Source organism: Mesorhizobium sp. P2_F7 (assembly GCF_056403695.1).
Genome location: NZ_JBFUFA010000001.1, coordinates 44,623 through 70,122, shown reverse-complemented (window position 1 = coordinate 70,122; position 25,500 = coordinate 44,623). Strand labels below are relative to the sequence as shown.

Annotated in this window: 29 protein-coding genes; 21 read left to right on the top strand and 8 right to left on the bottom strand. The window is 62.4% G+C overall.

What is annotated here, in order from left to right:
• Positions 1 to 33: 33 nt before the first annotated feature.
• The 3 genes from AC1DZ8_RS00345 to AC1DZ8_RS00335 all read right to left on the bottom strand — a co-directional run bounded on the left by AC1DZ8_RS00345 (position 34) and on the right by AC1DZ8_RS00335 (position 4,919).
• Positions 34 to 516, bottom strand: coding sequence for a DUF992 domain-containing protein (locus tag AC1DZ8_RS00345; RefSeq protein WP_477309867.1), 483 nt, complete (start codon positions 514 to 516; stop codon positions 34 to 36).
• An 87-nt stretch (positions 517 to 603) separates the two neighbouring features.
• Positions 604 to 3,753, bottom strand: coding sequence for an efflux RND transporter permease subunit (locus tag AC1DZ8_RS00340; protein WP_477400255.1), 3,150 nt, complete (start codon positions 3,751 to 3,753; stop codon positions 604 to 606).
• On the bottom strand, positions 3,750 to 4,919 hold the full coding sequence (locus AC1DZ8_RS00335) for an efflux RND transporter periplasmic adaptor subunit (protein ID WP_477309869.1): 1,170 nt from the start codon (positions 4,917 to 4,919) through the stop codon (positions 3,750 to 3,752). The genes AC1DZ8_RS00340 and AC1DZ8_RS00335 overlap by 4 nt, the downstream gene beginning before the upstream one ends.
• A gap of 81 nt (positions 4,920 to 5,000) precedes the next feature.
• Between AC1DZ8_RS00335 and AC1DZ8_RS00330 the strand changes: the two genes are divergently transcribed.
• The 3 genes from AC1DZ8_RS00330 to AC1DZ8_RS00320 all read left to right on the top strand — a co-directional run bounded on the left by AC1DZ8_RS00330 (position 5,001) and on the right by AC1DZ8_RS00320 (position 6,915).
• On the top strand, positions 5,001 to 5,222 hold the full coding sequence (locus AC1DZ8_RS00330; protein WP_477309870.1) for a cysteine rich repeat-containing protein: 222 nt from the start codon (positions 5,001 to 5,003) through the stop codon (positions 5,220 to 5,222).
• 149 nt (positions 5,223 to 5,371) lie between these two features.
• Entirely contained in the window at positions 5,372 to 6,529 is a 1,158-nt protein-coding gene (locus AC1DZ8_RS00325; RefSeq protein WP_477309871.1) for a calcium:cation antiporter, read from the top strand.
• A gap of 122 nt (positions 6,530 to 6,651) precedes the next feature.
• A complete protein-coding gene (locus AC1DZ8_RS00320; protein ID WP_477309872.1) occupies positions 6,652 to 6,915 on the top strand; it encodes a hypothetical protein in 264 nt (87 codons plus the stop codon).
• Between the two features lie 208 nt (positions 6,916 to 7,123).
• Here the strand turns inward: AC1DZ8_RS00320 and AC1DZ8_RS00315 are convergent, their stop codons facing one another.
• Both AC1DZ8_RS00315 and AC1DZ8_RS00310 read right to left on the bottom strand, forming a co-directional pair.
• Complete coding sequence (locus tag AC1DZ8_RS00315) at positions 7,124 to 7,279, bottom strand: hypothetical protein (protein WP_477309873.1); 156 nt, start codon at positions 7,277 to 7,279, stop codon at positions 7,124 to 7,126.
• A gap of 96 nt (positions 7,280 to 7,375) precedes the next feature.
• Positions 7,376 to 8,284 carry a hydrogen peroxide-inducible genes activator gene (locus tag AC1DZ8_RS00310; protein WP_477309874.1) on the bottom strand — a complete coding sequence of 303 codons (909 nt, stop codon included), beginning with the start codon at positions 8,282 to 8,284 and terminating at the stop codon, positions 7,376 to 7,378.
• Between the two features lie 140 nt (positions 8,285 to 8,424).
• Between AC1DZ8_RS00310 and katG the strand changes: the two genes are divergently transcribed.
• A complete protein-coding gene (gene katG, locus AC1DZ8_RS00305; RefSeq protein ID WP_477309875.1) occupies positions 8,425 to 10,620 on the top strand; it encodes a catalase/peroxidase HPI in 2,196 nt (731 codons plus the stop codon).
• A 68-nt stretch (positions 10,621 to 10,688) separates the two neighbouring features.
• On the opposite strand, the gene AC1DZ8_RS00300 is transcribed toward katG, so the two are convergent.
• Entirely contained in the window at positions 10,689 to 11,366 is a 678-nt protein-coding gene (locus AC1DZ8_RS00300) for an MIP family channel protein (protein WP_112562434.1), read from the bottom strand.
• Positions 11,367 to 11,688: 322 nt separating this feature from the next.
• On the opposite strand from AC1DZ8_RS00300, the gene AC1DZ8_RS00295 reads away from it, so the two are divergent.
• The 4 genes from AC1DZ8_RS00295 (at position 11,689) to AC1DZ8_RS00280 (ending at position 14,691) form a co-directional block, all read left to right on the top strand.
• Positions 11,689 to 12,978, top strand: a complete 1,290-nt coding sequence (locus tag AC1DZ8_RS00295; protein ID WP_477309877.1) for an RsmB/NOP family class I SAM-dependent RNA methyltransferase — start codon at positions 11,689 to 11,691, stop codon at positions 12,976 to 12,978.
• 73 nt (positions 12,979 to 13,051) lie between these two features.
• Positions 13,052 to 13,504 (top strand): TspO/MBR family protein, encoded by a 453-nt coding sequence (locus AC1DZ8_RS00290; RefSeq protein WP_477309878.1) that lies wholly within the window; start codon positions 13,052 to 13,054, stop codon positions 13,502 to 13,504.
• 88 nt (positions 13,505 to 13,592) lie between these two features.
• Positions 13,593 to 14,051, top strand: coding sequence for a PaaI family thioesterase (locus AC1DZ8_RS00285; protein ID WP_023686843.1), 459 nt, complete (start codon positions 13,593 to 13,595; stop codon positions 14,049 to 14,051).
• Between the two features lie 4 nt (positions 14,052 to 14,055).
• Positions 14,056 to 14,691 carry a 5'-methylthioadenosine/S-adenosylhomocysteine nucleosidase gene (locus AC1DZ8_RS00280; RefSeq protein WP_477400254.1) on the top strand — a complete coding sequence of 212 codons (636 nt, stop codon included), beginning with the start codon at positions 14,056 to 14,058 and terminating at the stop codon, positions 14,689 to 14,691.
• A gap of 9 nt (positions 14,692 to 14,700) precedes the next feature.
• On the opposite strand, the gene AC1DZ8_RS00275 is transcribed toward AC1DZ8_RS00280, so the two are convergent.
• On the bottom strand, positions 14,701 to 15,018 hold the full coding sequence (locus tag AC1DZ8_RS00275) for a hypothetical protein (protein WP_477309880.1): 318 nt from the start codon (positions 15,016 to 15,018) through the stop codon (positions 14,701 to 14,703).
• An 84-nt stretch (positions 15,019 to 15,102) separates the two neighbouring features.
• On the opposite strand from AC1DZ8_RS00275, the gene AC1DZ8_RS00270 reads away from it, so the two are divergent.
• From AC1DZ8_RS00270 to AC1DZ8_RS00260, 3 genes are all read left to right on the top strand, one after another.
• Complete coding sequence (locus AC1DZ8_RS00270; protein WP_477309881.1) at positions 15,103 to 15,585, top strand: MarR family winged helix-turn-helix transcriptional regulator; 483 nt, start codon at positions 15,103 to 15,105, stop codon at positions 15,583 to 15,585.
• A 55-nt stretch (positions 15,586 to 15,640) separates the two neighbouring features.
• Positions 15,641 to 17,203: a glutamine-hydrolyzing GMP synthase gene (gene guaA, locus AC1DZ8_RS00265; RefSeq protein WP_477309882.1), complete on the top strand. Its 1,563-nt coding sequence runs from the start codon at positions 15,641 to 15,643 to the stop codon at positions 17,201 to 17,203.
• A 293-nt stretch (positions 17,204 to 17,496) separates the two neighbouring features.
• Complete coding sequence (locus AC1DZ8_RS00260) at positions 17,497 to 18,753, top strand: tyrosine-type recombinase/integrase (RefSeq protein ID WP_477309883.1); 1,257 nt, start codon at positions 17,497 to 17,499, stop codon at positions 18,751 to 18,753.
• On the opposite strand, the gene AC1DZ8_RS00255 is transcribed toward AC1DZ8_RS00260, so the two are convergent.
• Positions 18,707 to 19,003 (bottom strand): helix-turn-helix transcriptional regulator, encoded by a 297-nt coding sequence (locus AC1DZ8_RS00255; RefSeq protein WP_477309884.1) that lies wholly within the window; start codon positions 19,001 to 19,003, stop codon positions 18,707 to 18,709. The two genes, AC1DZ8_RS00260 and AC1DZ8_RS00255, sit on opposite strands and share 47 nt — an antisense overlap.
• Positions 19,004 to 19,723: 720 nt before the next feature.
• Between AC1DZ8_RS00255 and AC1DZ8_RS00250 the strand changes: the two genes are divergently transcribed.
• From AC1DZ8_RS00250 to AC1DZ8_RS00205, 10 genes are all read left to right on the top strand, one after another.
• Entirely contained in the window at positions 19,724 to 19,888 is a 165-nt protein-coding gene (locus tag AC1DZ8_RS00250) for a hypothetical protein (protein ID WP_477309885.1), read from the top strand.
• A gap of 1,069 nt (positions 19,889 to 20,957) precedes the next feature.
• Positions 20,958 to 21,284, top strand: coding sequence for a DUF736 domain-containing protein (locus AC1DZ8_RS00245; RefSeq protein ID WP_477309886.1), 327 nt, complete (start codon positions 20,958 to 20,960; stop codon positions 21,282 to 21,284).
• Between the two features lie 196 nt (positions 21,285 to 21,480).
• On the top strand, positions 21,481 to 21,741 hold the full coding sequence (locus tag AC1DZ8_RS00240; RefSeq protein ID WP_477309887.1) for a DNA -binding domain-containing protein: 261 nt from the start codon (positions 21,481 to 21,483) through the stop codon (positions 21,739 to 21,741).
• A gap of 20 nt (positions 21,742 to 21,761) precedes the next feature.
• Positions 21,762 to 22,205 (top strand): transcriptional regulator domain-containing protein, encoded by a 444-nt coding sequence (locus tag AC1DZ8_RS00235; protein WP_477400253.1) that lies wholly within the window; start codon positions 21,762 to 21,764, stop codon positions 22,203 to 22,205.
• Positions 22,126 to 22,644 (top strand): DUF2285 domain-containing protein, encoded by a 519-nt coding sequence (locus AC1DZ8_RS00230; RefSeq protein ID WP_477309889.1) that lies wholly within the window; start codon positions 22,126 to 22,128, stop codon positions 22,642 to 22,644. The genes AC1DZ8_RS00235 and AC1DZ8_RS00230 overlap by 80 nt, the downstream gene beginning before the upstream one ends.
• A gap of 111 nt (positions 22,645 to 22,755) precedes the next feature.
• Positions 22,756 to 23,037, top strand: coding sequence for a helix-turn-helix transcriptional regulator (locus AC1DZ8_RS00225; protein WP_477309890.1), 282 nt, complete (start codon positions 22,756 to 22,758; stop codon positions 23,035 to 23,037).
• An 84-nt stretch (positions 23,038 to 23,121) separates the two neighbouring features.
• Positions 23,122 to 23,640, top strand: a complete 519-nt coding sequence (locus AC1DZ8_RS00220; RefSeq protein WP_477309891.1) for a DUF2840 domain-containing protein — start codon at positions 23,122 to 23,124, stop codon at positions 23,638 to 23,640.
• Positions 23,637 to 24,182: a S26 family signal peptidase gene (locus AC1DZ8_RS00215; protein WP_477309892.1), complete on the top strand. Its 546-nt coding sequence runs from the start codon at positions 23,637 to 23,639 to the stop codon at positions 24,180 to 24,182. The genes AC1DZ8_RS00220 and AC1DZ8_RS00215 overlap by 4 nt, the downstream gene beginning before the upstream one ends.
• Positions 24,183 to 24,250: 68 nt before the next feature.
• The gene (locus AC1DZ8_RS00210; RefSeq protein WP_477400252.1) at positions 24,251 to 24,586 is read left to right on the top strand and encodes a DUF736 domain-containing protein; all 336 of its coding nucleotides are present in this window, start codon (positions 24,251 to 24,253) and stop codon (positions 24,584 to 24,586) included.
• Between the two features lie 3 nt (positions 24,587 to 24,589).
• Positions 24,590 to 25,360: a lytic transglycosylase domain-containing protein gene (locus tag AC1DZ8_RS00205; protein WP_477309894.1), complete on the top strand. Its 771-nt coding sequence runs from the start codon at positions 24,590 to 24,592 to the stop codon at positions 25,358 to 25,360.
• The last annotated feature ends 140 nt before the right edge of the window (positions 25,361 to 25,500 follow it).

The following is a 25,500-nucleotide window of genomic DNA, read 5'->3' as shown; positions in this document are numbered from 1 at the left end:
GCTTGGCCGGATAGCCTTGTGTGGACGCGGCCACTAGTTTGCGGCAGTGAGTTCGATCTGCTCGACCCCCGCCGCGATGTTGATGCCAGTTTCACCCTCGACTGCGAGCGGTTGAAGTGCAAAGGCCTTCTCAGTTCCACCAAGCAGGACATCGGCGCCAAGTCCAAGGCCCGCGGCCGCTTCCGCATCGACGCCATCATACTTTCCGGTTAGCAGGCCATTGTCCTTTGCAGCCGAACCGCTCACGACGGCCCATATGAGATGGCCCTCCTTCACGTCGCCGAGTTCAATGCCGAATTCGTTGATGGAGCCGGTGTAATTTTCTTTCGTGCCGTCACTCCTGGTGAATACGCAGGTCATTGTCTGTTTGCGCGTAATGATTTCGCCGATGCCAGTCGAGGTGTCGCATTTCAGGATACCGACCTGGGCGTTCACTGCCCAGGCTGGCGCCGTCGGGACAAGCAGAAATGAAGCGCTCGCAAGAGCGAAGAGACGGATGAGGGAGTGGAAAAGCATGTCAGATTTTCCTTGGCTAAGTTGCGATGCATCCCGATAGCAGGCAAATCTCCTTGGTAGTCGTTGGACGCGGCTCTCTTGCCGTGCCTAGCCGGGAAGCGTGGACGTGACCTCCCGCTTCCCTTTGCGCTCGGCGCGCCATTCCTCAAACCGCTGCAAGATCACGAAGAAGGCAGGCACGAAGAGAACAGCAAGGCAGGTGGAGGCGATCATGCCGGAGAAGACCGTGATGCCGATCGATTTGCGCGCACTGGCTCCAGCACCCGTCGCCAGCACCAGCGGCGCGACGCCGAGAATGAAGGCGAAGGACGTCATCAAGATGGGGCGGAAGCGGGCGCGCGCGGCCTCGATCGCCGCCTCGACGATCGGCTTGCCGGCCGCGCGCAATTCGCGCGCGACCTCGACGATCAAAATGGCGTTCTTGGCCGACAGCGCAATCAGCAGGATCAGGCCGATCTGGACATAGAGGTTGTTATCGATACCGAGCCCGGTGAGGACCAGCACCGGGCCGACCAGCGAAAGCGGCGCGGCGAGCAATATCGAGATCGGCGCCAGCCAGCTCTCATACTGGCCCGCCAGCACCAGATAGACCAACAGCAGTGCCATGCCGAACACCACGTAGATTTGGCTGCCGACGAGCTTTTCCTGGAAGGAGAGCGCAGTCCACTCGTAGTCGGTTCCGGGCGGCAGCGTGTCGGCCGCGGCCGCTTCCATCAGCTTGATCGCATCACCTGATGAGAAACCCTGCGCCTGCACGCCAAGGACCGATGCGGAGGGATAGAGGTTATAGAGGCTGATCAGCGAGGGGCCGACGCTTGGCGTGACCGTCAGCACCGTGCCAAGGGGGATCATATCGCCGTTCTGGTTGCGCACCGTCAAGCGGCCGATGTCCTCGGGCGACAGTCGGAACTGAGAATCGCCCTGCACATAGATCTGGAAGACCCGTCCGAACTTGTTGAACTGGCTGACATAGGTGGAGCCTAGATAGCCGGCGAGCGTCTGAAACACCTGGTCGGTGGTCAGCCCGAGCGCCTGTACCTTCTCCCGGTCGAACTCGACCTGGTATTGCGGGACGTTGGATCGGAACGTTGCCGATACGCGCTGGATGCCGGACTGCGTCGCTGCTGCCCTGGTCAGCGCGCTGGTCGCGCCCTGCAACTTAGCAAGGTCGAAACTGCCGTCACGCAACTCGACCTGCATGGTGAAACCGGCGGCGTTGCCGATGCCCTGGATCGGCGGCGGTGGCAGCACCAGGACATTGCCGTCCGCCATGTCTGACAGGTTCTTGTTCAGCGTCGCATAAAGCGAGGCGAGATCCTCACCCTTGCTCCGCACGCTCCAGTCCTTGAGGATGATGTAGGCAACGCCGGCATTTGCCAATGTCGAGTTGTTGTCGAGGGCCGACAGGCCGGCGATCGTCACCACCTGGTCTACGCCCGGCGTTGCCTTGGCGATCTTCGAAATCTGCTGCAGCGTCACTTGCGTACGGCCGAGGGACGCGCCGTCAGGCAGTTGCACCGAAGCGAGCAGATAGCCTTGGTCCTCGATCGGAATGAAACCGGTGGCCACGCGCGACATGCCGTAGCCAGCCGCGCCAATGATAAGTAACGCGATTATGCCCATCACCGTGCTGTGACGTACCATGGATCTGATCAGGCGGGCGTAGCCGTTTTCCGCGCGCTGATAGACGGCATTGAAGCCGCGGAAGAAGGCGTTTCGCTTGTCCAGCGGCACCGGCTGTCTCAGCCAGGTCGCGCATTGCGTGGGCTTCAGCGTTGCCGCGTTGACGGCGCTGATCAAGGCCGTTGCCGCAATCACCAGGGCGAATTGCGCATACATCTGCCCGGTAAGGCCGGGCAGGAACGCGGCCGGCAGGAACACCGCCATCAGCACCAGCGTGATGCCGATGATCGGCCCGAACAGCGCATTCATGGCCGCGACCGCCGCATCGTGGCCGGACATGCCGCGCTCCATGTTGTGCGCGGCCCCCTCGACCACAACTATGGCGTCATCGACGACGATACCGATGGCAAGCACGATGGCGAACAGGGTCGACAGGTTGACGGTAAAGCCAAGCGCGAGCATCGCCGCGAAGGCCCCGATGATGGTCACCGGCACGGTCGTTGCCGGCACCAGCATCGCCCGCCAGTCCTGCAGGAAAAGCAGGATGACGATCAGCACCAGCACCGCGGCCTCAAGCAGCGTCTTGTAGACTTCGTCGATCGCTTGGCTGACGAAGATCGTGGTGTTGAACGGGATCGAGTAAGCAAGGCCTTGCGGGAACTCGCCAGACAGTTCCTTCATCCTGGCCTCGACTTTGCCGGCCACTTCGAGCGCGTTGGCGCCTGGCGACAGGAAGATGGCCAGGCCAGCCGCCTGCTGGCCGTCGAGATTGAAGAATTGCCCATAGGTCTGGGCGCCGAGCTCGACCCGGCCGACGTCGCGCACGCGGGTCAGGTCGCCGTTGGCGCCGGTCTTGACGATCACCGCGCCGAACTGATCGGGGTCGTCAAGGCGGCTGGACACTTCGATCGTATATTGGAAGGACTGTCCGTCGGGCGCCGGCGGCGCGCCAACCTGGCCCGCGGTGACCTGCTCGCTTTGCTGCTGCAGGGCCTGGACGACGTCCTGGGTGGTAAGGCCGCGCACCTGCATCTTCTGCGGGTCGAGCCAGACGCGCATCGAATACTGCCCGGCGCCGAACACGTTCACGTTGCCGACACCTGGTATCCGGGAGAGCTCGTCCTTCAGCCGAATGGTTGCGTAGTTGGCGAGATAAAGGCTGTCGTATTGTTTGTCCGGCGACGTCAGCGTGACGATCTCGAGGATGGAGGTCGATTTCTTCTGGACGTTGACGCCTTGCACCTGCACTGCCTGCGGCAGCGATGCGAGCGCAGTGGACACCCGGTTCTGGACACGCACCTGCGCCTGGTCGAGGTCCGTGCCGATCTGGAAAGTGACGGTCAGATTGTAGCTGCCATCCGACGCGGAGAAGGACTGCATGTAGAGCATGCCCTCGACGCCGTTGACCTGCTGCTCGATCGGAAGCGCCACCGTGTCGATCACCGAGCGCGCGCTGGCACCAGGATAGCGGGTGGTCACCGAAACGGTCGGCGGCACCACGTCGGGATATTGCGCCACCGGCAGGCCGAAGAGCGAGACCAGGCCGATGACGACCATGAGGATGGCGATTGCATTGGCCAGGACCGGCCGCTCGATGAAGAATTTGGAGATCATTGGGCAGCGCCGTCGGCCGCAGCCGCTTCCAGCGTTTTCACCTGCGGCTCGATCTTCTGGCCGGGCACGGCCGTCAGCAAGCCGGAGACCAGGACGCGGTCTTCCGCGGTGATCCCCTTGTTGATCACGCGCAAGGCACCGACAAGCTGGCCGATCTCGACCGGACGCTCCTCGACGACGTCGTCCTTTCCTGCAACGAGCAGGTAGCGACCCCTCTGGTCGCTTCCGATCGCTCGGTCCGGAACCAGCAGCATGTCCGGTTCTTCGCCCAGCGGCACGCGCACGCGCACGAAGTAACCCGGAAGCAATGCCCGATCGTCGTTGGGCAGCACGGCGCGCACTGCGAGCGTGCCGGTGGTGGCCGTAACGTCAGGGGAGGCGTAGTCCAGCATTCCCTTGTGCGGATAGCCTGTCTCGTTCTGCAGGCCGACTTCGGCGGGTACCTTCTTGAGGTCCTGGCCGGTCAGGCCCCGTTTGGCCATGGCGGCGCGAATGCGCAGCACGTCCTGCTCCGAGATGTTGAAGTTGACATAGATTGGCGCGAGCTGGACGATGGTCGCCAGCGTCGTCGCGCTGCCGGCGCCAACCAGTTGCCCGATCGACACCTGGCGGGCGCCGACGATGCCGGCAAACGGCGCCTTGACCTCGGTGTAGCTCAAATTGAGCTGGGCCTGCTGGACGTCGACGGCGCTCTGCTTCTGCTTGGCGGCGTCGACATCCGCCGCGGCGGCGGACTGATCGAGGGTCGATTGCGAGATGATCTTCTGTGATAGCAACTCCTGCTGCCGCTTGAGGTCGGCTCCGGACTGCTTGGCGGAGGCGTCGGCGGAACCCTGCCCGGCCTGGGCCTGTTCGAGTGCCAATTGGTAGGTATCCTGTTCGATCAGGAACAGCCGGGTACCAGCCTTGACCTCATCTCCGTCCTTATAGTCGATTTCCTGGATGAAGCCGGAGACACGCGCAACCAGCGGCGTCGTGTTCACCGCCGCGGCGCTGCCTGTGGCCTCGAGATAGGGGGTTACAGTCTGCTTGACCGGAAGCGCTACATCTATCTTGGGCGGCGGGGGCGGCGCGTAACTGTTTTCGTTGCTGCAGGCGCTTAATAAAATTGCTGCAAGTGCGAATGAACCAGCCGTCGGCGCGGCTCTCCTCCATGAGAAAACCATTTTGCCCCTCTGAATACTTCGGTATACATATCGTATTGCTGTGAAACTGGGGTGAAGCTAGCTTTTTTTGGGGAGTTTGTCATGCGGATTGCGTTAAGCGTGCTTTTTCTAGCAACTCAGGTGACGGCCAATGTCGCATTTGCGCAGACTGCGGCCGAGCGCGAAGCCTGCAAGTCTGACTACGAGAAATTCTGCAAGGGGGTGGAGCAGGGCGGAGGCCGCATCATCGCGTGCCTGAACGAACATCTGGGTGAGCTGACGCCGCAATGCCAGCAGGTCGTCAAGGCGAATACGCCCCAATAGGGCCACCAAGGCAATTCCAGCAAAAGTGCGCAGTGATTTTGCCTCCGGAATTGGGATAGAGTGCTCTAGGGCTCGGCCTATCCGACGACTGAGCGGGATCAGCGAACGTCGGCCGGCAAGGCCCGCTGATCTCGTGGAATGTTGGCTGGATGCTTGAAGACAGGCCTACGCAAACGCCCAAGGTTGCAACATCCAAGGCCGCATCGGTCGGTTTCGGGCGATCGGTGGTGTCTTGGGCGATGCCTTTGGGTGCCTTGGCCATGGCTCTCGCGGTGAGGGCCAGCGGCCTTTCGGTCGACGAAGGATCGCTGAACCTCAGGATCCTCGTTGGCGCGCTGTCGAGCGCGATCATGTTCACCACCATTTTCGTGGTGCTCGAGCATGCCGAGGCAGTCGCCCGGCGCGTGGGGGAGCCCTATGGAACCTTGGTGCTGACTTTTGCGGTGACGGCGATCGAAGTGTCGATCATCGTTTCAATGATGTTGCACGGAGAAAATAATCCGACGCTGGCGCGCGAGTCCGTTTTCTCGACGGTGATGATCACCTCCACCGGCGTCGTCGGCATCTGTCTCACGCTTGGCGGCTGGCGCCATCGCAAGCAGGCAATCGTCCGGCAGGGAACCAGTGCCTATCTGGCGGTTCTGATCGCGCTGACCGTCATGACGCTTGTTCTGCCGACCTACACCCAGACCACGGGTCCCGGCACGTTTTCGGCAGCTCAACTTGGTTTCGTCAGTGCCCTTTCAGTACTGCTCTATGCAAGCTTCGTGTTCGCGCAGACCGTCCGGCACCGGGAAGACTTTGTCGAGGGACAAGAACACCACATTTCGGTGCGAATGGCCTCTGACGAGAACATCTTTGTCAGCGCTGTGCTGCTGGTGGCCGGGCTGATCGGAATTGTCATGCTTGCCGAGCAGGTCGCCGCAAGCGTTGAAGATACGCTCGTTGCCTACCAGGTGACCCAGGCCGACAGCATTGTCGGGGCAATGATTGCAGGGCTGGTGCTGATGCCGGAGGCCATTTCGGCAATTCGCGCTTCGCTCAACAACGAGCTGCAGCGCGGCTTGAATGTCGCGATGGGTTCGGCCTGCGCCACGATCGGCCTGACAATACCGGGAGTAGCAGCCGCCAGCCTGCTGACGGGGAGGGGGTTGACCCTGGGGCTGCCGGCGGCTGACGCCGTCCTCTTGGTCCTGGCGCTTTTCACATGCGCCGTAAGCTTCAGTACCGAAAGAACGACGTTCCTGACCGGCATGGTCCATATCGTGGTGTTTTTTACGTATGTGTTTCTGATCTTTGTGCCGTGAAATTGTTGCCGGCCATCGACGATCTGGCCGCGCTTCAATGGAACGGAATCAATCGATCTGTTGAGGCTTTCGCTCGCTGATGCTACATTAGAGAGGCTGCAGGTTAAGGAGAGGGGAAACCTATGGTCAGACGTGGTTTGTTTGCGCGTACATTTGCCATTGGAGCTTTGCTCGCGATTTCGTCGATGGCAGGCGCCTCTGGATTCGGTTTCATCGCATCAGCGGAAGCAAAGACGGTCTTCATCCAGAAGACCACCATCTACATTACGACACTTCCAACGGGCTGCGTGAAGACCACCTATAGCGGTGGGATCGTGGTCTGGAAGTGCGGCACGAAATACTACCAGCCCTACAAAAACAGGTACGTGCTCGTCTATATCAAATAGTCGAGACAGTATGGTGTGAGGCATAAAGCCTGTTACGGCCCTACGGCACGATCTTGAGATCTGGCAGGCGCTGGCCGGCTTCGTAGCCTTTTCGGGAATAAGCGCGGACGAGAAGCTAAGCCCCGCCCTACGATGTTGTTGCCGCCGCGCAGAATGACGCGGCCGGCAACATCCCATGGCCGACAGGGGCTGCCGGTCTTCGATTAGATTACCTCTTCCGATAGATGCTGATGTGGCGCCAGCTGCGGGCATCGAAGGGTTCGCGCTTCCAGCCGCCGTATCGCTGGTCGAGCTGCAGGCCGGCGCAACGTGCCATCAGGTCGAATTCGGGAGGATTTGCCAGCCGCAATCTGAGCGGGACCATGCGGACACTGTCATTGCCAATATCGATATGTGACAGATCGAGCACCTGACTGACCGGATCATACCTGCACGCCGCGATGTGCAATAATACAACCCCTCACGCCGCCAGCACCGCCTGATCCAACCCACGAATGATCTTGGCCAGCTCCACGCACTCGTCATGCCGCACCTTGTTGCGGCGCCAGGCCAGGCAGATCGTGCGCTGCGGCATCGGTTCCTGGAACGGGACGATCTTCAAATCCGGGATGGCGCCGGCCGGACCTGCCGCCATTTCCGGAATGAGCGTAACGCCGAGCCCATGCGCCACCATCTGCAGGAGCGTCGTCAGGCTGGTGGCGCCATAGCTTGCCATCGCCACCGGGCGCACGCTGCCGCACAGGGCCAGCGCCTGTTCGCGCAGGCAATGGCCTTCCTCCAAAAGCATCAGCCGCTCCAGCGCCGGGCTCTCCGGCGGCACCGGCGGCGAGGCGAAGGCGGGGTCGCCTGACGGCACGGCGAGGAAGAAGCGGTCGGCGAACAGTTCTTCGGTGACCAGGCCCGGCTGGTCGAGCGGCAAGGCGGCGATGAAGGCGTCGAGCCGGCCCGTCGCCGTGTCCTCGACCAGCGATGCGGTGACTGCTTCGCGCAGTTCAAGCTGCAGGGACGGAAAATGCCGCTTCAGCTCCGGGAGAACATGCGGCAGCAGATAGGGCGCCACCGTCGGGATGATGCCCAGCCGGAAGCGGCCTTCCATCGCCGGGCGGCTACGCCGCGCCGTCGTCTCGACCTCGCTGATATCGCGCAGAATGCGCTCGATGCGCGGCAACAGCGCCTGCGCTTCCTCCGTCATCCGCACCGTCTTGCCGCCGCGTTCGAACAGCCGGCAGCTCAGCCTTTGTTCCATCTCGGCGATCTGTGCGGACAGCGCCGGCTGGCTGACGCCGGCGAGCTTTGCGGCGCGGCCGAAATGCAGCGTTTGCGCCAAAGCCTCGAAATATTGCATCTGCCGGACGGTGAGACCAATCATAAGAAAAACCTATCGCAATAAACAGGAAAGGCAATTTGTTTTTATCGAAGAGACGGCCTAGTCTGGAATTGTTCCAGAGTGGCGCGGCTCCCGGCCGGCCCGGAAAACCAACACAGAAAATCAGCAATTCGGAGGCTAAGATGGACGCGAACACCGACGACAACAGCGCCGGCAAATGCCCGGTCGCGCATGGAACCTCCGGCAGGACCAATCGCGACTGGTGGCCGAACCAGCTCGACATCAGCGTTCTCCACCAGCAGTCGAACCTTTCGGACCCGATGGGCGAAGCGTTCGACTATACCGAGGAGTTCAAGACCCTCGACCTCGATGCGGTGATCAAGGACCTGCACAAGGTGATGACGGATTCGCAGGATTGGTGGCCGGCCGATTTCGGCCATTACGGGCCGCTGTTCATTCGCATGGCCTGGCACAGCGCCGGCACCTATCGCATCGGCGACGGCCGCGGTGGCGCCGGCGCCGGCCAGCAGCGTTTCGCGCCGCTGAACAGCTGGCCGGACAATGCCAATCTCGACAAGGCGCGCCGGCTGCTGTGGCCGATCAAGCAGAAATACGGCCGCAAGATCTCCTGGGCCGATCTGCTGATCCTCACCGGCAACGTCGCGCTGGAATCGATGGGCTTCAAGACTTTTGGCTTTGCCGGCGGCCGCGCCGATGTCTGGGAGCCCGAGCAGGACGTCAACTGGGGTTCCGAAACCAAGTGGCTGGACGACAAGCGCTACTCCGGTGACCGCGAACTGCACGGCCATCTCGGCGCGGTGCAGATGGGCCTGATCTACGTCAACCCGGAAGGGCCGAACGGCAAGCCCGATCCGCTGGCCTCGGCGCGCGATATCCGCGAGACCTTCGGGCGCATGGCGATGAACGACGAAGAGACGGTGGCGCTTATCGCCGGCGGCCACACCTTCGGCAAGACCCACGGCGCCGGTGATGCAGCCCTTGTCGGCGCCGAGCCGGAAGGCGCCGGCATCGAGGCACAAGGCCTCGGCTGGTCGAGCAAGCATGCGTCAGGCATTGCCGGCGATGCGATCACGTCGGGCCTCGAAGTGACCTGGACGACGACGCCGACCAAGTGGAGCAACAACTTCTTCGACAATCTGTTCAACTTCGAGTGGGAACTGACCAAGAGCCCCGCCGGCGCCCATCAGTGGACGCCGAAAGGCGGCTCCGGCGCGGTGACGGTGCCGGACGCCCACAATCCGGGCAAGCGTCATGCGCCGGCCATGCTGACCACCGACCTCGCGCTGCGCGCCGACCCTGCCTATGTGAAGATCTCACGGCGTTTCCATCAGCATCCCGCTGAGTTCGCCGATGCCTTCGCCCGCGCCTGGTTCAAGCTCACTCACCGCGACATGGGCCCGGTCGTCCGTTATCTTGGCCCGTTGGTGCCGAAGGAAGAGCTGATCTGGCAGGATCCGGTGCCGGCCATCGACCATGAATTGGTCAGCGACCAGGATATCGCCGCGCTGAAGGCCAAGATCCTTGCTTCGGGCCTCACCGTTTCGCAGCTGGTTTCGACTGCCTGGGCCTCGGCCTCGACCTTCCGCAACTCCGACAAGCGCGGCGGCGCCAATGGCGCGCGCATTCGTTTGGCGCCGCAGAAGGACTGGGAGGTCAACCAGCCGGCTGAACTCGCCAAGGTGCTGGCGACGCTCGAAGCCATCCAGAAGGAGTTCAGCGTAGGCGGCAAGAAGGTGTCGCTGGCCGATCTCATCGTGCTCGGCGGTGTCGCCGCGGTCGAGAAGGCGGCGACGGATGGCGGCAACGCGGTGAAGGTTCCGTTCACGCCGGGCCGCACCGACGCCTCGCAGGCGCAGACCGACGTTCATTCCTTCGCTGCGCTCGAGCCGAAAGTCGATGGCTTCCGCAACTATGTCGGCGGCAAGCTGCCGATGTCGGTCGAAGCGTTGCTGGTCGACCGCGCGCAATTGCTCAACCTGACGGCGCCGGAGATGACGGTGCTGGTCGCCGGCCTGCGCGTGCTCGGCGCCAATGCCGGCGGCTCGAAGCATGGCGTGTTGACCGACAGGCCGGGCACGCTGACGAACGACTTCTTCGTCAACCTGCTGTCGATGAACACCATCTGGGACCCGGCCTCCGAGCCGGGCTCGCACGAGGTCTACGAGGCGCGCGACCGCAAGACCAAGGCGGTCAAGTGGACCGCCACCCGCGCCGACCTGATCTTCGGTTCGCACGCGCAGTTGCGCGCTCTGGCCGAAGTCTACGGGTCGGCGGACGCCGGGCCGAAATTCGTCGGCGATTTTGTCAAGGCGTGGACCAAGGTGATGAACGCCGACCGCTTCGATATCGTCGGTTGATCGCATCCCTCCCAACAAAAAGGCGCGGGCCACGGCCCGCGCCTTTTTGTTTATGCAGGTTTCGAAAATCAGTCCTTTTCGAAGATGCGGGCCTTTGCGACGACGCCGGCAATCGCGCCGCCGATCAGCGGGGCGACGATGAACAGCCAGAGCTGGCTGAGCGCCGCGCCACCGGTAAACAGCGCCGGGCCGATCGAACGGGCCGGATTGACCGAGGTGCCGGTCACCGGGATCATGGCGAAGTGCAGCCCCGCCAGCGTCAGGCCGATGACCAGGCCGGCGAATGCCGTCGAGTGCTTTTCCGCGGTGACGCCGAGGATGACGGTGACGAAGGTGAAGGTGCCGATCAGCTCCCACAGGAAGGCCGAACTCATCCCCCATTTCGCCACGTCCCAGCCATTGGCGCCGAAGCCGGTTGTGTGTCCGCCGGTCTGGCCGGAGACGATGATCCACAGCGCCAGCGAGGCCAGGATGGCGCCGATGACCTGCGCGATCCAGTAAGGGATGACATCCTTGGCCGGCAGCCGGCCGGCAAGGAAGACGCCGAGCGTGACGGCCGGATTGAGATGCGCACCGGAAATCGGTCCGACCGCATAGGCCGCCGCAATCAGGCCGATGCCGAACGCCAGGCCGATGGCCTCCTGGCCGAGCGGCAGGTCGGCGAGAAAGCCGCCCGTCGCCACCGATGCCGTGCCGATGAACACCAACAGAAATGTCCCTAGAACTTCCGCGAGATACGTTTTCATTGCCCTCTCCTCGTATCGATCCGCGGGTTCGCGTTTTCTGCGCCGCGAATCATGGAGCAGAGAGTATTCCCAACGCAAAAGCTTGGAAAGCAGAGCAGTTGCGCCACAGGCCATGCTTGCGGCAGCCAGTTAACAACATTAGAGACCCTGCATCTATTAGGGATTTATTGTCGCCGGCGGGCGGACATTTGCCGGCCGGGGAAACTCGCCGATCGCGATCGGAATGGCCTCGTCGCCACGAAATTCAAGCGGGGTTCAATCTCGACGTGAAAGGCTCTAAGAGCAGGCCGGAAGATCCTGTGCTCGATTGATGGAATGACGAATGCGACTGGGCGGACGGCTGGCGGCAGCCATCGAAGTGCTGGAAGACATTGGCCGGCGCCACCGTCCGGTGGCCGATGCGCTGAAGGATTGGGGCCTGTCGCATCGCTTCGCCGGCGGCGGCGACCGCGCAGCGATCGGCAACATCGTCTACGACGCGCTGCGCCACAAGCGTTCCGCCGGCTGGCTGCTGGGCGAGGATACGCCGCGCGCCATCGGCTTCGGCGCGCTACTCATCGAATGGGGGCAGACGGCGCAATCGCTCAACCAGGCGCTCGACGGCGACAAGTTCGCGCCGCCATTGCTCAGCGCCGCCGAGTTGCAGGCGCTGGCCGAGCGCCGGCCTGATGACGCGCCGGAGGCCGTGCGGGCGGACGTGCCCGACTGGTGCGCGCCGCTGTTCGAACGAGCCTTCGGTACAGACTGGGTCGCGGAAGGCGCAGCGCTTGCCACCCGCCCGCCGCTCGACATCAGGGTCAACACGCTTCAGGCCGACCGCGCCAAAGTGCTGGCGGAACTCGCCGACACCGGCGCCAAACCGGCCGCAATCGCGCTGCAAGGCATTCGCATTCCGCCGATCGACGGCGATGGCCGGCACCCGAACGTGCAGGCCGAGCCCGCCTTCCAGAAGGGCTGGTTCGAGGTCCAGGACGAGGGCTCGCAGATCGTCGCCGCACTCGCCGGGGCGCAATCTGGCATGCAGGTGCTCGACTTCTGCGCCGGCGCCGGCGGCAAGACGCTGGCGCTGTCGGCGGCGATGGCCAACAAGGGCCAGGTTTTCGCCCACGACGCCGAAAAGGCGCGGCTGGCGCCGATCTTCGACCGCATCCGCCGCTCGGAAAACCGCAACGTGCAGGTGGTCACCAAGCCGGCCGAACTCAGCCCGCTCGCGGGCCATATGGACATTGTGCTGGTCGATGCGCCGTGCACCGGCAGCGGCACCTGGCGGCGCCGTCCCGACGCCAAATGGCGGCTGACACAGAGACAACTCGACGCCCGCAAGGGCGAGCAGTCGGCGATCCTCGATGCCGCCAAAGCCTACGTCAAACCAGGCGGGCTGCTGGTCTACATCACCTGTTCGGTGTTCGACGAGGAGAATGGCGAGCAGATCGCCGCCTTCCGCGAGCGGCACGAAGGCTTTGTTCCGGTCGACCATCGCACACTCTGGGACGTCCATTTTCCCGGCCACGCGGCGGCCGCGCGGATCGGCAAGACAAGCGACATCTCGCTGTCGCCGGCGCTCAGCGGCACCGACGGTTTCTACTTCTGCGCGCTTCGCCGGGCGAATTGACGCTGCCGTTGACTGGCGGCGCCAGCGCCCCAGTTGCAGATGCTCAGTCTCGCTCAAGCCGCCGGGGACAATCGTGCAAAGATATGCGTCGCTTCTGCTCTTTCTTGTTCTGGTGCTCGGCGGCGGCCTGCTGATCGGCTACGCGACGCTCCCAGGCGCCTGGTATGCATCTCTTATCAAGCCGCCCTTCAACCCGCCCAATTGGGTCTTCGCACCGGCCTGGACGCTCCTCTATGTCCTGATCGCGGTGGCCGGCTGGCGGACTTGGTTGCGGGAACCGGCCGGCGCGGCGATGAAGATCTGGGTCGTCCAGCTCGTGTTGAACTTCGGCTGGTCGCCGACCTTCTTTGGCGCCAAACTGATGGGGCCGGCGCTTATGGTGATCCTGGCTCTTCTCGCCAGCATCGTGCTGTTCATCGCCACGGTGTGGAACCGCGATCGGATTTCCGGCTGGCTGTTTGCCCCTTACGCGGCATGGGTCGCCTTCGCCACCTTGCTCAATGCGTCGCTTCTGCTGCTGAACTGAGGCGCTTTTGTTGCAGTGCAGCAAAAGCATTTGCCTGATCTTGCGGCGTCTGCGATAAGCTTTTCGCAGAAAAATCAGGGCGATGGCCATGGCAGCAAAGATCGTACCGGCTCCCGACTATGAGGATCGCGTCAGGGCGTCGTTCGCGCGCCAGCAGGCGATGGCGACGATCGGCGCCGAGCTGACGCTGGTGACGCCGGGCATCATCGAGATCGAAATGCCTTATTCGGCCGCACTCACCCAGCAGCATGGTTTCCTGCATGCCGGGGTGATTTCGACGGCGCTGGACTCGGCCTGTGGCTATGCAGCCTTCTCGCTGATGCCGGAAAATTCCGGCGTGCTGACCATCGAGTTCAAGGTCAATCTGCTGGCGCCGGGCAGAGGCGAGCGTTTTCTGTTCCGCGGCTCGGTGACCAAGCCCGGCCGCACCATCATCGTCGCCGACGGCCAGGCCTATGCCTTCGCCGCCGACGGTGAGGCGAAGCTGATTGCGACGATGACGGGGACGATGATGACGGTGGTCGGGCGGGATGGCATTGCGGGCTGATACGATGGTCAAAGTTACGCGCATTGGCGGCAAGAATGTCCTCTTCGTCATGGCGGCGCAGGCAGAATACGGTCCGCATCTGCAAAAGCTGTTCACGCCGCTGATGACGGGTGTCGGCCCGGTCGAAGCAGGTGTACGGCTCGGCGCCGAACTGTCCCGGCTGAAGTCTGAAAAGACGCTGCCCGATCTCGTCGTCTCGCTCGGCTCCGCCGGCAGCCGCACGCTGGAGCAGACCGAAATCTACCAGGCGGTCTCGGTCAGCTATCGCGACATCGACGCCTCGCCGCTCGGCTTCGAGAAGGGCGCGACGCCGTTTCTCGACCTGCCGGTCACCGTGCCGCTGCCGTTAAAGATTCCGGGTATCAGGCAAGCGTCGCTGTCGACCGGCGGCGCCATCATCACCGGCGCCGCCTACGACGCAATCGCCGCCGACATGGTCGACATGGAGACCTTCGCCTGCCTGCGCGCCTGCCAGCTGTTCGATATCCCGTTGATTGGCCTGCGCGGCATTTCCGACGGCGCCGCTGACCTGCGGCATGTCGGCGACTGGACCGAATATCTGCATGTCATCGACGAGAAGCTGGCCTACGCGGTCGGGCGGCTCGAACACGCGATAAGCGACGGTTTGGTGGGCGCCTGACTGTACCGGTCAAGCCGCCAAGCCCGCAGGGTCGCCGAAATCGATGCGCGAGATGCGCCCGCGCACCGTGCCGGTTGCATCGAGATAGTCGATTGCGCCGGTCGTGTGCTCGAGTTTCCAGGAACCTGCGGGGCCATCCGCCCATTCGACCTTGTAGCCGTCGTCCAGCAGGTCCCATTGTCCATGGAAGCGGGTGCCGTCCGGCAGCAGCATGTGTGCCTTTTCAGTGGTTTCGTAGTGGATGAAGGCGCTCTTGCCGCCCATGTCGATGACATGCGTCGTGCCGATCATGATAATGGCCAGCGTGTCCTTGTTCAGAATTGTCATGGTCCGAGGTCCCAGATTTGAGTTCGAAAGCGCTCGACGCGATGGATATCGTCAAGTATCTTGACTATATGGAGTGTCGATAAGATGGTCAAGGAGATTGACGAAAAAAGCAAAGCACTGCCCGATCACGTCGGCTGGCGGCTGTGGCAGGCAAGCCGGGCCTGGCAGGCCGAATTCGCCGCCGCGATGCGCGCCGCCGGCCATGGCTGGTTCACGGAAGCACGCGCCGGGCTGCTGGGGCACATCTCTCGCGACGGGATTCGCCAGGTTGCTCTGATCGATCGCTCCGGGATTTCCAAGCAGGCAGTCCAGCAATTGCTCGACGGGCTGGAGGCAGAAGGCGTGGTGCAGCGCCTGCCCGATCCGCGAGACGGGCGCGGCAAGCTTGTCGGCTACACAAGCAAGGGCCTGGACGCCTTGCGCGACGGTGACCGCATCAAGCTTGAGATCGAGCGGCGCTATGTCGAGCGCATAGGCAAGCAGCGCTTCGCGGCACTGATGGATGCGTTGCGAGCCCTCGATGCAGACTCCTCGAATGCCGGTGACAAAGACGCCGAAGTTCCGTAGCGGTGCGGCCTCGCAACCCATTGCGTCGACTCATTTCTTTCTCTAAAGGCTCGCCATGACGACAGCCAATCATCCCGACACCGTCCTGATTGTCGATTTCGGCAGCCAGTTTACGCAGCTCATCGCCCGGCGCATCCGCGAGGCTGGCGTGTTTTCCGAGATCGTGCCGTTCCAATCGGCCGAAGCTGCCTTCAAGCGCATCAATCCTAAAGCCGTGATCCTGTCGGGCGGTCCTGCCTCGACCACCGACATTGGCAGCCCACGCGCGCCGCAGATCGTTTTCGATGCCGGCGTGCCGGTGCTCGGCATCTGCTACGGCCAGATGGCCATGTGCGTGCAGATGGGCGGCGTCGCCGAAAGCTCCGACCATCGCGAATTCGGCCGCGCCTTCGTCGAGATCGAAAAGGACAGTCCGCTGTTCGAAGGCCTGTGGGCGCCCGGCCAGCGCCACCAGGTGTGGATGAGCCATGGCGACCGCGTCATCTCGCTGCCCAAGGGTTTCGAGGTTTTCGGCAAGTCGGAAGGCTCGCCCTTCGCCATCTTCGGCAATGTCGCGCGCAAGATGTACGGCATCATGTTCCACCCCGAAGTGGTGCATACGCCTGATGGTGCCAGGTTGCTCCGGAACTTCGTCCACAACATTGCCGGCATTGAAGGCGACTGGACGATGCGCGCCTACCGCGAGCACGCGGTCGAGGCGATCCGCAAGCAGGTCGGCAAGGGCAAGGTGATCTGCGCACTGTCGGGTGGCGTGGATTCCTCGGTCGCAGCACTTTTGATCCACGAGGCGGTCGGCGACCAGCTGACCTGCATCCTCGTCGACCATGGCCTGATGCGCAAGGACGAGGCTGCGGGCGTGGTGGCGATGTTCCGCCAGCACTACAATCTGCCGCTGATCCTGGTCGATGCCTCGGAAAAATTCATCTCCGCGCTGGAAGGCGAGTCGGACCCGGAGAAAAAGCGCAAGACCATCGGTCGCTTGTTCATCGAAGTCTTCGAGGAAGAGGCGAAAAAGCTCGGCGGCGCCGATTTCCTGGCGCAGGGCACGCTCTATCCCGACGTCATCGAAAGCGTCTCCTTCACCGGCGGCCCGTCGGTGACCATCAAGTCGCACCACAATGTCGGCGGCCTGCCGGCGCGCATGAACATGCAGCTGGTCGAGCCGCTGCGCGAACTGTTCAAGGATGAGGTGAGGGCGCTAGGCAAAGAGCTCGGCCTGCCCGAAAGTTTCATTGGCCGCCATCCGTTCCCCGGTCCGGGCCTAGCGATCCGCTGCCCAGGCGGCATCACCCGCGAAAAGCTGGAGATCCTGCGCGAGGCCGACGCCATCTATCTCGACGAGATCCGCAAGGCCGGCCTCTACGACGCCATCTGGCAGGCTTTTGCCGTGCTGCTTCCAGTGCAGACCGTTGGCGTGATGGGCGACGGCCGCACCTATGAATTCGTCTGCGCGCTGCGCGCCGTGACCTCGGTCGACGGCATGACGGCGGATTTCTACCACTACGACATGGCCTTCCTCGGCGCCGCCGCCACCCGTATCATCAACGAGGTCCGCGGCATCAACCGCGTCGTTTATGACGTGACGTCGAAACCGCCAGGGACGATCGAGTGGGAATGATTCAGGCTCATCCGAACGCCGCCGAAATTACGCCAATCTCCGACGTAACCATTTGATAAAAATATAAATCCTTTCAGAGACAATCGGCGACAATCGGCACGCAGAGATTGGCTGTGACGGACCCGCTAACGGGTCGCATACATATTGCCCACCCGAAATTTTCTGAGTACCGTCACAGTCAATGAGGCTAGTGACGGTACTTTTTTGTCCCATAAGGCATTGAAGAGAAAAGGAATTTTCTGCCAAAAAGCCTCAAAATTGTACTGACGGTACTTTTTCAGGAGGCAGTAGGCATGCTGACGGATGCCGCCCTTAAGGCGCTGAAACCAAAACAGAAAATCTACAAGATTGCGGACCGTGACGGCATGTACGTCCGCGTCATGCCCAGTGGCGCGATCTCGTTTCGGCTCGATTACAGGCTCAACGGGCGTCGCGAGACGGTCTATCTAGGCAGGTATGGGCGGGACGGAATCTCGCTCGCCTTGGCTCGAGAGAAGTGCATCGATGCGAAGCGCGCTATTCGCGAGGGACGATCGCCGGCCATCGAGAAGCAGCGCGAGAAGCGCCGCTTGAAGGAGGCCAAGAGTTTTGGCGAGTTCGGGGAGAAGTGGCTCACAGCCGCGCCGATGGCCGACAGCACGCGTGCCATGCGGCGCTCGATCTTCGAGCGGGAGCTTCTTCCGGCCTGGCGCAATCGCCTCCTGACAGAAATCACCCCGGACGATCTGAGAGCCCACTGCGGTAGCATCGTCGAACGTGGTGCTCCGGCGACCGCTATCCACGTGAGAGACATCCTGAAGCAAATCTACGGCTTCGCGATTTTGCACGGGGAGAAGGTGGCCAATCCTGCTGACGAAGTTGGGCCCGCGTCAATTGCTACTTTCGTGCCGAAGGACCGCTCGCTTTCGCCCTCAGAAATTCGCGTGATGCTGAAGCAGCTGGAGCACGTCGCCACAATTCCCACGATCCGTTTGGGAATGCGGCTTTATCTGCTCACCATGGTGCGCAAGAGCGAGCTGCAGGACGCGGTGTGGGACGAGGTCGATTTCGAGAATGCGGTCTGGACGATCCCGAAGGAGCGGATGAAGCGCTCGAAGGCGCATAACGTCTACCTATCGCGTCAGGCCCTCGACATCATGATTGCCCTGAAGACTTGTGCGGGAAATTCCAGATACCTTCTTCCATCGCGGTACGATGCGGACGCCCCGATGTCGCGTGCCACGTTTAATCGGATCACCTACGCAGTCGTCGAACGGGCGAAGGCGAACGGACTGCCTCTGGAACCGTTTACGGTTCATGACCTACGGCGAACGGGCTCGACCCTGTTGAATGAGCTTGGCTTCAACAGCGATTGGATCGAGAAATGCTTGGCCCACGAGGACGGGCGCTCATCGCGAGGTGTCTACAACAAGGCAGAGTATGAGCTACAGCGCCGCCATATGATGCAAGAGTGGTCAGACATTGTCGATGCATGGGTAAACGGTAAGAAGCACATCCCGGCGCTCATCCCGCCGTCGATGCCGCTCTTTGAACCTGATCCAGGACTTTGACGGGGCGGGTTTGGCGTTGGGTCACGTTGGGACCGGCAGCGCGCAGAATTGGCGTCGAGCGACGGGCCGCCAACCAGGCCTGAACCTCGCTCAGATCCCAAACGACGCATCGCGGAGTCAAGGCGAAGCGTCGAGGAAATTCCCCCCGCTGCTCCATCTCGTAGATTGTGCTGTCGGCCAGAGGCACGATGTTCCGCAATTCCTTACGCCGAATCGTCCGACTCATTGTCGTGTCTTTCTTTGAAATCATGAAAACCTCCTGTCCGAGCGTTCGAAGAGTCTGGATTCAATCGATCATCAAGAAAAGGCGCATTTGGGAGGCGTCGTGGAAACGGCGAAAATTGAGTACAGACAGGACATACACGCGTCACCGAGCACTCCGCTGCGTCCTCTTCCTGCTTGTCGAAATGCATGGACTGGCCGCGCATTATTGCCAATGTCAGGCGTTTGCCGGAGCGGACCGCCGCGGTCGGGGACAGTCGGTCCCGCGTCCCGGCCTGCGGCCGTCGCTATGCTGACGCTCCTACGGCTGTCCCGTTAACCGCCCGCGGCGGGGGCGAATTTCCTCCCTCCAACGCGCGACAATTGTCCGCTATTGCGGACGCGCGCAGGACTGCGGTTTATACGCCGTTTTTTCATTGGGCGCCGACTGTCGTCGGCGCGGATCGCAAGACAACGCTGGTCGGTCGCCGGCGCATATCAGTGCATTTTGAGCAGGTCGCAGACAAATGCCTGACGCGGCGACACCCACATGGTGCCATTGACTCTTTGCCGGGAAGAGAACAAATGAGGAACATACCACAACCATTTCGCGTTCAAGGACAGATGAGTGCATTGGCGCCAATTGCTGCGATTTCAACCTTCGAGATCGCATTGCGGGCCTGAAGGCGGAAATCCGCGCGAGCGAGCGGTACTCCCTTTCGGCATAGCCTTGATCGATAGACATTTACCCAGGGGGTGGCGTGGCGCTTTGCACGAGGTTGCCGCCGGCGGCAACGAGGCGATCGACGGTGCCGCCGCCTCATTGTTTGCCGCCGGAATTGCGGCCAGGACGCAAGGCAAGGTGCTATGGTGCGTGACGCGCCAGGATCTCTTTGCGCCGGCAATCGCCCACGCCGGTAGGCAGGACTATTGAGCGATCGTTGGGTCCATCAGTAGATCCGCGAAAGCGCGAGACGGCAGAAGATGATGGCATGAATTTCCCTGAAGGGGTCGGGCAACGCCTACGCGACCGGCGCCGGGCACCGAATGAACGTGTCCGTCTTATCTCTCAGAAACAGGCCCTCTACGTGGTGGCCGGATCCTTCGACAAGACTGCGCGCGTTCAACGGGAGCTCGCGAAGGGACCGGCGAGTGTCGTCGAGCTCAATCCGGGGTATCCGTTTCAGGCGGGTCAATACGAACGACGTTGTTCTTCCCGATAAGGAGGTAAGCTTGGCCAAGTGCGTTTTTAGACTGAGCACGAGCCCCATGAAGGGTCGGACTAAGCAATGCGTGCCGCCGTTTCGGCTTCGCCTCCACGGTGATTGCGGCCCTCGGCCGGACAGCTCTTCGTGGTACTCTTCGCCATAAGGTGAAAGATAGCGATCTTTTGTGCCCGTCGCCACCCTCAAAACCGCGAAATCGCTTCGTGGACGGCATCCATTCCATCTTGAAAACACCGCGAGACAGGATCGCGAGAACCCTACGGCTATCATCGTGGAGGGCAGCAATAGTCGGGGGGTGGCGCGACTAAGCTTGATATCGGTATCCGGCCTGGTTGGAGTCACTAATGATCGGCGACATCAGCAAAGCACGCCTGAGACCGGTCAAGCACCGGCACGCTCATTGGCGGGCGATCGGTAATGCGAGAATGCGAGCCAGAGGCAGAGCATGATCTCGTCGACCGTGACAAGGTTGGGCTGCGGGCTGCCGTTCTCCTCGAACGATTCCTGTCGTGGCGAGCACACCGAAGCGGTCTCATCGATGGGTGTTTCTGGTCTGAAGAACGGCTTCGCCTCGGTCGCCTGTGACGCAACGGCGCTTCGCGACTTTCTTCCCCTGCCGGCTGCGCCGTCATTCCTCGCGTTACAACAAAGTCTCTCCCGCGCCATCCTCCGCCTCGCTTCGGCCCATGGGTGCGCCGGCGATCGCCTCCGACCTCTAGACCACCATCGAGCCCGCAATGGTGCGGCTCGAAACAATCAGGATCAAGGAGAACTATCATGGCTACCATCGGCACCTTCAAGAAGTCCGGCAACGAAGAATTCACTGGTGAAATCGTCACGCTCAGTGTCCAGGCCCGCGGTGTTCGCATCATCCCCGAAACCCGCGCCAGCGGCGAGAACGCCCCCAGCCACCGCGTCTTCGTCGGCCGAGCAGAGATCGGCGCCGCCTGGGCCAAGCAGTCCAACGAAGGCCGCAACTATCTGGGTCTCAAGCTCGACGATCCGAGTTTCACCGCCCCGATCTTCGCCAACCTCTTCGACGACGAAGACGGCGAGGGTTATAGCCTGATCTGGTCTCGCCCGAGCCGGCGCAACGCTGAATAACACCGACGGCCAAGCCCCGCCCGATCCATTCGGGCGGGGCTTTCATGATCCAGCCGGCCGCAGCTTTCCGCATCGCCCGAATAGACTGAGCGATGCCGAGATGGCATCGCGCAATGCTCCCAGCGCCCCTCCGCCGGCAAGATTCCGCCTATAAGATTACCCTTCACGTCTCGTCTATCGAGGGTCAGGGCAGCCGATGATTGAGCCATTTGACGACACCGCACCGGCTGGCGACGATCTCACCGACTACGATCGAAGCCACGTCAAGCTCTACATGCGTCTGTTCGACGCCGACGCCGATGGCGCCGATTGGCGCGAAGTGGTCAAGGTCCTGTTTGGGATCGATCCGACAAGGGAACCCCAGCGCGCTCGACAGGTCCACGACAGCCACCTGGCGAGGGCCCGCTGGATGACGCGCACCGGCTATCGCCAACTTCTGCGCCAGACTGATACCTAGCCAATCTTATCCCTCCAGTGATGCCGAAAAGGCATCAGGCACTGCCTCGCAGTGGCCTTCCGCCAATCGCCGGAAGCCGGAATCGATTCGAGCAAGACTTACCTTTCGCAGGGAGCTGCCCGATGAAGCCGAACACGTCGCGTTGGCGGGACAACAACAGTTACGAGTTCTTTGACAGCCTGCCAGTCGAGGGCCTTGCCTGGGAATGCTTGCGCCGCTCAAAGTCTTATCAACGGCATTTTCTGGCGCTCGTTCGTTCGGGGAGTGAAAAAAATCCCCTGCCAAGAGACGCCCAGCAACTCTGGGGGCTGCGATTTCCCGGCCCGACCCGATTTGTCCGCTTTATCGCAAGACGTACTCTGGTCGCCTCTTGCCGATCCAGCGGTGCTCACTATCGTGCCGTCACCGGATTTCTTGTCAATCGAGCCTTCTGCAGCGTTCGTGGGACTCGGCCCGCTTCATGATAGTCCGGAGGGTTCTCATGCCGTCCATGGAAATGGGATCGCTACACAGCTTCTCCTCCATCCCGGCAGCGAAACGGAAGGTCCTCTCGCGGCTCTGATCCCGCTGGATTCCCAAACGCTCGGTCGGATCGAGGCTCTCGTGCGTTTCTGGCGTGGCTATCACAAACGGCCGGTGCCGCGCGACACGCGGGTGACAACGCAGCAACGGCGTCGCTTGCGCCTGATGATGCAGGCCACCGATGGCCGCGCCAATGGCGCGAGCTACCGCGAAATCGCGACCGCCTTTTACGGGACAGCGCGTGTTGGCGCCGCTCCGTGGAAAACCTCGTCGCTGCGCGCGGCCGTCATTGGTCTCGTCAAGGGCGGAGCCGCCATGATTAGCGGCGGCTATTTGCAGCTGCTGCGCCACCGCACGCGTCCCTCGCGCCTGGGGTGGTGATATCACGCCCCCCAATCTTCCTCATCCCTGCGAAGCCGCCTTTCCGCCACCGTGATCGCTGTTCGCCGCTGAACGCCGGCGGCTCGCTTCAGCTCCACGGAGGCCCGATACATGCAACCAGATCTCGCCGCTCTGCCGCCGCGCTTTCTTCGCACCAAGGAGGCCGCCGAATTCCTCAGCCTGTCATCGCGCACGCTTGAGAAGCATCGCACCTATGGCACAGGCCCTGTTTACCGCAAACTGGGCGGTCGCGTCGTCTACGCCATTGACGAATTGCAGGCCTGGGCCGGGCGCGGGACCGTAACCTCGACCACCGATCCCCGTGGCTCCGTGCTTCCCGCAAAGCGCCATCTGGTCGCGCCTTCGGTCCAGACTGGACGGCATGGGCGCTGACCTCGCGACGGCCGCAGCGAGATCGCGCTGTACCGCCGTTTGCTCCGCTGGCCAGGCTTGGGTCCGAAAATCAGGAGACAGACGATGACCGATACCGGGGAAGTTCTTCCGGGTGAACCAGCGCACGTCGCGTTGCAGAACAACAATCTTACTCGTGTCGAGCTGACATGGGTGGCGAAGAAAATCGAGTTCTGGATTCGCTTCGGACCGGTCAATCGAGAGGAGATTCTTGATCGCCGCCGCCGCGTCGTTTGGTTTCGGCCCGGCGCTGCATTTGCTTTCGTGCGCTGGGCATCGAACGGCGTTGGCACGGTCATCTCGCGGATCGATATCGTGCGCGCAGTCGCCTCGGGACAAGCCTATCAGACTCTGCCTTTCGTCCGGCCGGGTGGCGACGTCCTGCTCACGATGCAAGGTTGGCAAAATGTCGAGCGTGTTTTGCAGACGATCGACGCGATCGAGCGTCTCGGGATCGATCCCGCGGCAGTCTCGCCGGCTCATTGGCAGCATGTCCACCACCGGATGACTGCCGGCCAGCAGCCTCGTCCCTATACGACCGATCTGCATCGCGCCTTTCTGCTGCGGCAGCGGGTCCGGCCATGAGGCGATCCGCAATTCTCCTCGCGATGGCATTGGCCAACATGGCTGTGCTGCTTCCAGGTCTCACGGCTGTGCCTTCGAAGCTTGTCTGGAATGCGTCGGCCAGCGTGCCGATCGGCTTCTACTGGATCAACAGCGACCGAGTCTTTTCGACAGGCGATCTCGTCGCCGCTAGGCCGCCCGAGCCGCTGGCAACGTTCCTTGCTGATCGCGCCTATTTGCCGAAGAGCGTGCTGTTGCTGAAGCGCATTCTGGCAGTGTCCGGTCAAACCGTTTGCCGACAAGGCCGGCGCATTGCCGTCGATGGCGTCGAGGTCGGCACAGCCCTTGAGCGCGATCGCGCCGGCCGCGAATTGCAGCATTGGCAGGGCTGCCGACCCATCCCAGTCGGCACTGTTTTCCTGATGAACAGGTCGGTCAGGGACAGTCTCGACGGTCGCTACTTCGGCCTCATCTCGACCGACCGGATTATCGGCCGCGCCGTCCCGCTGTGGACAGACGAGCAAGGCGACGGCCGCTTTGAATGGCGCGCGCGAGCGCGGTGAGCGCGCCGCGGCGGCCCTTTCGGGCCGTCCCGACATCACCGCCGAACAACTGCGAAAGGAGACAGGACATGCCACAGATCGGACAATTCATGCGCAACCAGACCGGCTATTTTGGGCGCATCAGGACACTGAGCCTCGAGGCCGATGTCGCGATCGTCGAAGCCGATGCAAGCGATGCGGAGAACGCGCCTGATTATCGCGTGCATGCTGGCAGCGAAGACGGGCCCGCGATCGGCGCCGGGTGGAAACGCTCCGGTGAAAAGGCCGGCGAGTTCGTGTCGCTTCAGATAGACGACCCGACCTTCACACAGCCGATCCGCGCCAATCTGTTCCAGAACGGCGACGACAAGAGGACCTGGTCGCTGCAGTGGTCGCGTCCGCGCGAGCGCACCGAGAAGGACTGAGTGATGTCCGCGCGCCGTCGGTTGACGAACCATCTGGAGCCACTCGCATGGCTTCGCGTTGGTCGACGCAACGCGTTCGTTCGGCTCGCCGGGCTGTGCGTCTTCTGCATCGTTCCCGCGTTTGCACTGGCGCAGACCCCGACGATCGTCACCCCGTCGGTGCGCAACGACCAGGCCCACATTGCGGAGGCTGCGAAGCGCTTCCGGCTTCCGCCTGCCTGGATCCGTGCCGTTCTTGGCGCCGAGAGCGCCGGCGATCGACACGCCATCTCGCGAAAAGGCGCCATGGGCCTGATGCAGATTATGCCGAAAACCTGGTTCGAACTGCGCGCCCGCTACCGGCTCGGCAGCGACCCGTATGATCCGCACGACAACATCATCGCGGGCTCGGCTTATATTCGCGAGCTGTTCGACCGGTTCGGATCGCCAGGCTGGATCGCGGCCTATAATGCGGGTCCCACGCGCTATGAGGCGTCGCTGCGGGGGCGCCGGCTGCCGCGGGAAACCCGCGCCTATGTTTCCGCCGTTGCATCCGCCATCAGCAGCGGCGGCACGGTGAAAACCAACAGCCCGGCGTCCCCTGCGTCGCTTGGCTGGCGAAAAGCGCCGCTCTTCGTTGCGCAACCGGTCGGCCCACCCGCCGCTGATTCCAAGCCTGTCGAACCTTCGCGTGATGGCGCTCGGAGCGCGTCGGCCGGACGCGTAGCATCCGACGTCGCACCTCGGTCGACCGGCCTGTTTGTCGCGAAAGCAAGCGACGAGACCGAGCCATGAGCCGGTTCAGCACTTTTCGGGTGATTGTTGGCTCCTGCGTGCCATGGCGTGCGCAAGGGATGGTGACAGGGAACACGACCGAAGGATGGCAGGATAAAAGGGCGCACATTGCGCGGCGGTCGGGTGGTTGTTCTTGCTTG